The sequence below is a fragment of the Sporomusa sp. genome, from assembly GCF_035561255.1.
Taxonomy (GTDB): domain Bacteria; phylum Bacillota; class Negativicutes; order Sporomusales; family Sporomusaceae; genus Sporomusa.
Genome location: NZ_DATMXX010000116.1, coordinates 1 through 7,477, shown reverse-complemented (window position 1 = coordinate 7,477; position 7,477 = coordinate 1). Strand labels below are relative to the sequence as shown.

Annotated in this window: 6 protein-coding genes and 2 pseudogenes; all 8 read left to right on the top strand. The window is 43.7% G+C overall.

The genetic code is table 11. From position 1 onward, the window contains the following. The first annotated feature begins 138 nt into the window (after positions 1-138). Positions 139-1,434, top strand: a complete 1,296-nt coding sequence (locus VN379_RS06830; protein WP_325532154.1) for an SLC13 family permease — start codon at positions 139-141, stop codon at positions 1,432-1,434. Positions 1,435-1,436: 2 nt separating this feature from the next. After that, the gene (locus tag VN379_RS25110; RefSeq protein WP_325532156.1) at positions 1,437-1,619 is read left to right on the top strand and encodes an S-layer homology domain-containing protein; all 183 of its coding nucleotides are present in this window, start codon (positions 1,437-1,439) and stop codon (positions 1,617-1,619) included. A gap of 456 nt (positions 1,620-2,075) precedes the next feature. Further along, positions 2,076-2,924: an isocitrate lyase/PEP mutase family protein gene (locus VN379_RS06820; protein ID WP_325532152.1), complete on the top strand. Its 849-nt coding sequence runs from the start codon at positions 2,076-2,078 to the stop codon at positions 2,922-2,924. A 9-nt stretch (positions 2,925-2,933) separates the two neighbouring features. Continuing rightward, complete coding sequence (locus tag VN379_RS06815; RefSeq protein ID WP_325532150.1) at positions 2,934-4,316, top strand: MmgE/PrpD family protein; 1,383 nt, start codon at positions 2,934-2,936, stop codon at positions 4,314-4,316. 11 nt (positions 4,317-4,327) lie between these two features. After that, positions 4,328-5,713 (top strand): 3-isopropylmalate dehydratase large subunit, encoded by a 1,386-nt coding sequence (locus tag VN379_RS06810; protein WP_325532148.1) that lies wholly within the window; start codon positions 4,328-4,330, stop codon positions 5,711-5,713. Positions 5,714-5,728: 15 nt separating this feature from the next. Further along, complete coding sequence (gene leuD / locus VN379_RS06805; protein ID WP_325532146.1) at positions 5,729-6,343, top strand: 3-isopropylmalate dehydratase small subunit; 615 nt, start codon at positions 5,729-5,731, stop codon at positions 6,341-6,343. Between the two features lie 81 nt (positions 6,344-6,424). After that, a pseudogene (locus VN379_RS25105) lies at positions 6,425-6,802 on the top strand (sugar diacid recognition domain-containing protein); the annotation flags it as partial. A 165-nt stretch (positions 6,803-6,967) separates the two neighbouring features. Further along, positions 6,968-7,309, top strand: a pseudogene (locus tag VN379_RS25100) (methyl-accepting chemotaxis protein); the annotation flags it as partial. Positions 7,310-7,477: the final 168 nt, after the last annotated feature.

The window sequence follows — 7,477 nt, the reverse complement described above, 5'->3', positions numbered from 1 at the left end:
AAGAAGGGAGGTGCTTTATTATGAGCTAGTGTTGGTCGATTATCGTGTCTTTTATCGATTTTCTATTGGGGCGGCGGGTCTCTATGTAAAAAACAAAGTGGTCTTAAAATTTACGATCATATGAAGAGGTGGTATCTCGTGGAATTGTCTCTGCTAATAGTGCTCGCGTTACTGGTTGCCATTATTTTGGGGTTTTTGACTGAAATAAACATTGGATTGTTTGCAATTTCTTTTGCTTATTTTATTGGTGCTTTTGTTATGAAGTTAAAGCCGGGCGATATTGTTATGATGTGGCCACTTAAAATCTTTTTTATCCTTTTCTCGATAACGCTGTTTTATAATTTTGCAATTGTTAATGGTACACTTGAAAAGTTTGCCATGCATCTAATTTATAAATTTAAACAGTATCCAATGTATTTCCCTTTTATAATCTTTTTTGTCGCGCTGGTGATAGCCGCGATGGGAGCGGGCTTCTTTGCGGTTGCGGCATTCATGTATCCCTTAACCCTGGTGTTGTGCGAAAAAATCAATATGAGTCGGCTGCTGGGAGTTCTTTCCGTAGCCCTCGGTGCAATTACAGGCAGTAACTTTATGCTTAGTATGGGTGGAGTAATTATAACTCAACTCATTGCTAAGGCTGGTTATGGTGAACAGGCTTACACCTATGCATTTGATGTTTTTCTCTCAACAGCTGTATTTTCGCTAGTCCTGATAGTTGGCGTTTATGTGCTAACTAAAGGCTATAAACTCAAAGATGCCGTTCTAGAAATGGATAAGCCGGACGATTTAACACGCGAACAAAAAATTAATCTCTATCTAATTCTGGGAGTAGTTGTGGTTGTACTTGCCGCCCCTATTGCAAGTATTTTTGCTCCGACTAACCCAACTATAAAACTCATAAAGACCAATATGGATATAGGTTTTGTATGTATCGTTGCAGCAGCGCTAGCTTTATTGTTAAAACTCGGAAACGAAAAACAGGTAATGGGAAGAGTTCCATGGGGCACGATTATTATGATTTGCGGTGTGGGTATCTTGATTGAGACAGCTGTAAAGGCTGGTACGATTAAGCTTCTAGCCGGCTGGGTGGGATCCAATATCCCTTCAGTTCTGGTTCCAGTAGTTTTGGGTGTTGTTGGGGGTATAATGGCGGCATTTAGCAGTGTATTGGGAGTAGTATTACCAACAATGTATCCGCTGGTATCAGGGTTGTCTGAAACTACGGGTCTCCCGGTAAGCATATTATTCGTTGCTATTCAATTAGGGGCAATTTCTATGGGGATGTCTCCTTTCAGCGGTGGGGGTAGTTTAGCTTTGGCTGCTTGCCATAACGAAGAAAGCCGACAGGATTTATTCCCGAAACTCTTTTTCATCGTTCCTGCCATGGCAAGCGTAACGATTTTACTTATATTCATATTCCAGATTTTAGCGTGAATATGCTTCTTGTTGACGATGATAATTGTTTTGAGTATAACAGGCATATTTATGGCGGCATTAACAGAAATTTTCAGCGATGTTCCCCAAACCACTGGGCGTATGAAACGTTAAACAAACTGGCTAAAGATGGTATAATTCAAGGCTATAATGACGGTACACCAAGGACCCGACTCAAGGGTTAGCAGTTGATCTTAAGAAACCAAATACTGATGCGTGGGCACTATTATACCGCTATGCTCAGTCCGGTGCATTGCCCGCAGGTTTTGGTGCTGCGAAATCCTTGTGGTGGGTATCCCCAACCTATAAAGTCAATGGTAAAACTTTTGACGGTACGGATAATGTTAAAGGCTGGTATTTGGGCTATCAATTCGTCCCGATGAAAAACATGGGCGTTAGCATCGATCTCCAGGATCTTAAGTTTACAAATTCCGGAGCTCCTGTAGATAAGACAGCTTACCTCGTTTTTTGGTTCGTTTTATAAGTAGTATAAATATATTCACTAGACCCTGAGTCTTCGGGGTCTAATGAATTGACTTCTAATTAAAATAATAACTTTCTGATATACCAATGCTTTTGAAGAAGCGAAAAAGTCTGTTGGAGCTGGGTACATCAGCAAGATGAATTGAGGAGATGTTTCTATGACACCTGGTGGAAAATTGAGAGCAAGTATGAAAGAGCAAACAGTAGTTGCACCGTTTATCTGTGATGGGATCCAGACTGTTTTTGCGGAAAAGGCCGGTTTTAAGTCAGGATATATGACTGGCTTTGGGAGTGCGGCAACTTTTGGATTGCCGGACGTGGGGTTATTAACATTGACGCAGATGTGCGAGAAAATCAGAATAAACACTTACTGTTCAGACCTTCCTTTAATTGTGGATGCTGATACTGGGTATGGCAATTACATTAACGTAATACAGACTGTTCGCGAATATGAACGAGCCGGAGCCGCGGCGCTGCATATAGAAGACCAGGTGTGGCCAAAGCGGTGCGGATACATGAAAAACAAACAGGTAATTTCCAAGGAAGAGGCAGTTACTAAAATTAAAGCGGCGGTAGACGCGCGGAAGAATCAGGATTTTATTATCATAGCAAGGACCGATACACTAGCTGTTAATGGCTGGGAAGATGTAGAGGATAGGGTAAGGTCGTTTATGGAAGCCGGCGCTGACATGGCATTTGTCGACGGGATAAGGACGATAGACGATGTCAAAGCCTATTCCGAACGGCTCAAAGGTATTCCGGTCCTTTTCAATAATGTGCCCATGATTTCGATGAAGGACGTAGCAAAAATTGGGAAATTCCCAATAGTACTAAATCCCTTTGCTATGATTCAGGCTTGGGTCAACTGTGAAAGGGCTCTCAAGCAACTAATGGAGGACCAGCTACCGCCTTCTAGTGAGATTGATCAAAGCTTTTTTAATCATATAATTGGGGTGCTGGGGGCACCGGAATATTTCGAACTGGATAAACGTTATTCAAATAACTAGGGGGTTGTCATGAGTACTAAGGAATCGATACAGGGTTTGACTAAGCGTATATGTGAGAAGATTATAGCGTTTCAGTATGATGACTTCAGTGATGAATTGAAAAAGCGTAGTCGTCAAATTTTTGCTGATGGGATTGCTGTTGCGGTCGCAGGATCTTTTCAGGAGGCGCCTCCTAAAATAATGGCAGAGAATGCAAGGGAGATGGGGGGCAAGGAACAGGCCAGCGTTATCGGGCTTGGTTTCAAGACATCTATGACACAGGCATCCATGATCAATGGCGGATCGATGCACGTTTTGGATTATGAGCCGATGTGGAACCCGCCTAATCACCAGCTATCAACGTGCTTACCCGCAATTCTGGCCGTTGCTGAGAACAGGGGGCGAAGCGGTAAAGAAGTGCTGACCGGCCTTGTAAAGGGTGTTGAAATGATGTGCTGCATGCGTGCGGCGTCGAATCAAACAAACTTAAATAATGTGCCTTTCCATCCTCCGGGGATGGTAGGACCTCTCGGAGCTACCGTTGGGGCGGCCCATGTGATGGGGCTGGATATTGATAAGCTACGATATGCGCTCGGAATTGTGGGATCGCGTTGTGGTTCTCTTATGGCTAACACTGGTACCCATACGAAATGTCTGCATTGTGGTCAGTCAAGTTATGTGGGACTAGATTCCGCCCTGCTTGCCGAAAAAGGTTTTACAGGCAATACTGATATCTTTGAAGCCGCCAACGGTTATGTCGTTTCTTTCTTTGGGATAGATGATTTTAACGAAGAAGTTCTGCTAAGTTATGGTGAGAAAAGCAGAATCGTAGATCCAGGTTATGAAGTGAAACCGTATCCCAGTAATTTTGCAACTCATGCACCGATTAACGCTGCATTGGAGCTCCGAGAAAAAATTGACAGCATCAGTAATATTGAAAGGATTGTCATGGTCGGAGTAAATCTGCCGTATGTAAACCGTCCATTTCCGAAAACTGGCCTTGATGGAAAGTTTAGCGTTCAGTATACTGCCGTACGGGCTTTGATTGACGGAAAAGTCACTTTAGACAGCTTTACGGATGAAGCTCGGTTCGCTCCTGAAGTCGACATGCTCTTGAACAAACTTGAGTTTACAATGGATCCTAATATACCGGCCGAGATTGGCAAGGCAAATATGTATATGACAATACATCTAAAAGATGGCAATGCTCTTAGTACAGTAGGGTACGCGCCGAGAAATAACAATTTTGGGAAGGAACCCCTTCCCTGGGAAGAACATCTTGCTAAATTAAGGAGCTGCTTTTCTACGCGCTTGAATCCGGTTAAGACCGAGCGTGCAATTGATCTTTGTGCTTCAATTGACTCGTTAAGAACGGAAGAATTCAAAGAGTTAATGGATATAATTCGTTGTTAGGAGGTTGTCTTATGGGTATTAATACTTTGTTTGACAATTTGTGGGATATGCATGTTGTCGAAAAAATAGATGATAATAATTATCTTATTGCGGTCGACCGGTGCTTTCTACATGATTTGAGTGGTCCGTATGCACTTGAAATGCTTAGTGAATCAGGCTTGCGGGCATATAACAGTGGTTCTGTAATTGCAACGCCGGATCACACTCTGTCATCAAAGCCTGGGCGGACTGTAAAAGATTCTCCTATTAGTATGATGCTGATGCCTCGGTTTGAGGCTGGATGCCGTAGCAACGGAATTCGTTTGTTTGGTTTAGACGATGAAAGGCAAGGTATAGTGCACGTAGTCGGACCAGAACTCGGTCTTTCTTTGCCTGGGATGACGATCGTGTGCGGAGATAGTCACACCTGTACTCACGGGGCAATGGGATCATTATCGTGGGGAGTTGGAACTACCGAACTGTATCATGTTTTGGCTACCCAGACATTAACTGTGAAGAAACCAAAAACCTTGCGAATAAACCTGACGGGAGACCTTGCCCAAGATGTAGGGCCAATGGATATTATTCTTTTCATAATATCAAAACTTGGTACAGATTTCGGTATCGGCTATGCTATCGAGTACTCCGGTAGTGCTGTGTCAGCAATGCACATGGAACAACGTATGACACTGTGCAACCTTACGGTCGAGCTCGGTTCTGAATACGGAATGATTTCACCTGATGAGAAAACGTTACGTTATATCGAGGGCAAGGAGTTTGCTCCTAAAGGAGAGGACATGGAGGCTCTGGCAAAGCATTGTCAAGAGATTGCTTCTGGAGCATCGAGTGTGTTTGACAAAGAGATCTCTTTCGACGTGAGCGAAATCCGGCGGCAGATAAGTTGGGGCATTACTCCCGCGCATACTGTTGCGGTGGATGGGGTCGTTCCCGTAACCGACCAAAACACCAGTGAAAAAGATAGGCGAAGTTTTACGGAAGCACGCAAATATATGGGATTGGAAGAAGGGCAGAAAATTGAAGGGGTCCCTATTAACCGTGTATTTATAGGTTCATGCTCCAATGGACGTATTTCTAACATCGAGCAGGTAGCGGAAATGGTAAAAGGCCAAAAAGTAGCTGATTCGGTGGAGGCGTGGGTAGTGCCGGGATCTCAAAAGGTGAAGCAGGCCGCAGAAAATCTCGGTCTTCATAAAATAATTCAAGAAGCAGGCTTTCTGTGGGGTGAACCAAGCTGTTCGCTGTGCGGTGGATGTAACGGCGAGAAAGTTCAGCCCGGACATCGTTGCGTTTCTACTACGAACCGAAACTTTATCGGGCGGCAAGGACCAAACGCAAGGACTCACCTGGCAAGTCCATATACTGCCGCTTTAGCGGCTATCAATGGGAAGATAGTTTAAGTGAGGTGATAAGACATGGAAAAGTTCAGCGTATTAAAAAGTATAGCAGTGCCTTGGCTGATGCCAAATGTTGATACAGACATCATAACTCCAATGAGGCGGATGTTGATGAATCCTAATGAGCTTGACAAGTACTCTTTTGAAGCATATCGCTTCGTTGATGGGAATGGCGATAAGGGGGAACTTTCTTTAGAGTTTCCGCTTAACCAGGAGGGTTGTAAGAAAGCTAAAATTATGATTGTGGGCGAGAACTTCGGAGGAGGGAGTTCCCGTGAAACTGCACCCATGGCAATCGCCAAATTGGGTGTGCGTTGTCTAATTGGAAGCAGCTTCGGAGGCATATTTTTCAAGAACTGTTTCCAACAAGGAATTTTGCCGATTGTTTTACCTAAGGGAAAAGTTATAGAATTGGCCTCTCAGAAAGGTGAATTCGAAATTGATCTTCCTCAAAAAGTAATTCGGACGCCTCTTGGCGAGGTTATTGCTTTTGAGGTGGAAAATCTGCGTCTAATGTCACTCTCTGAAGGCTTGGATGATGTTGGCATGACGCAGAAAAAGACAGCATTGATTGAGAAGTTTTTTAAAAAGGACAGGGCGAAAAGAAAGTGGCTTTATAACACAGGTGCCTAATCAGATTAGTGAACTAGCCCCCTAGGCCAAGAGGCTAGTTCACTAAACCGCAATATTAAGTCTTGGAGCAATTAGGGGGAAATGGCCATGGAAATGTCAGAAGACGGAAAGAATCAGGCGGTTAAATACCTGCACCAACTAACTGGGTTCCATACAGTATTCTGTGAATTAAACGGAGATGTCGTTGCCGACTCAGAAACTAAGCGTATTGGCAGAACCTATAAGGAATTATTAAAATTAGCGGTTACGGATGCTGGCAAAGTCAGAGTGGATGAGGCATTTGGCCAAGATACGATAGAACCTGGCGTTTATATGGTCCTTCGGGGCGTCGACAAAAAGCTTGGCATCATCGGTTTTGTCGGTGACGCAGATAAAATCGAGCTATTTGCTAAAGTTGCAATGGCGATGATGACTAAAATGATGTCCGATAAGGCAGACGCTAACAAGATTCAGCTCCAAGTAATTGAAATGCGCAGTGCGCTTGAACACGCCGCTGCTGCTATTGAGGAGCTGACTGCTTCCTCTGAAGAATTGGCAGCATCTAGTCAAATTGTAGCTAATTTATCCCAAGAAGCTACGAGGGCAGTTAACAACACCTCGGAGATTGTCGACCTGATTAAGCGTGTAGCCCAGCAAACTAATCTTCTGGGATTAAACGCAGCGATAGAAGCGGCGCGTGCAGGTGACCAGGGTAAGGGATTTTCGGTCGTCGCCGCCGAGGTACGCAAATTAGCAGATGAAAGTAGCCGTTCGGCAACAGAAATCAGCAACACGTTGAAACAATTCCAGTTTTCTCTCGACCAGGTTTTCAAGAGTATAGAACAAAACAATAATGTAATACAAGAACAATCGAATGCGACTCAGGAGGTAGCCAGAATGGTCGAAGGCCTACAACAAGTAGGTCAAGAAATTTATCTGCTTGTCGACAGGGAAGCGAGAATTCGAAATCTCAAGGTAAGCGGTTAGTTGTAAATAGATGAGATGCATAAGAAGTACCTGCCGATAATGCTATTTATCCTTGCGTCGTTTAATTCTGGTAGACCCAAAATGATTTGCAGGCACATTTGCCGCTATTTTGATAAGTGGTGGTTTTGTTTTAATGTTTGTAAAATTTAAAAATTTCACATTGATAAA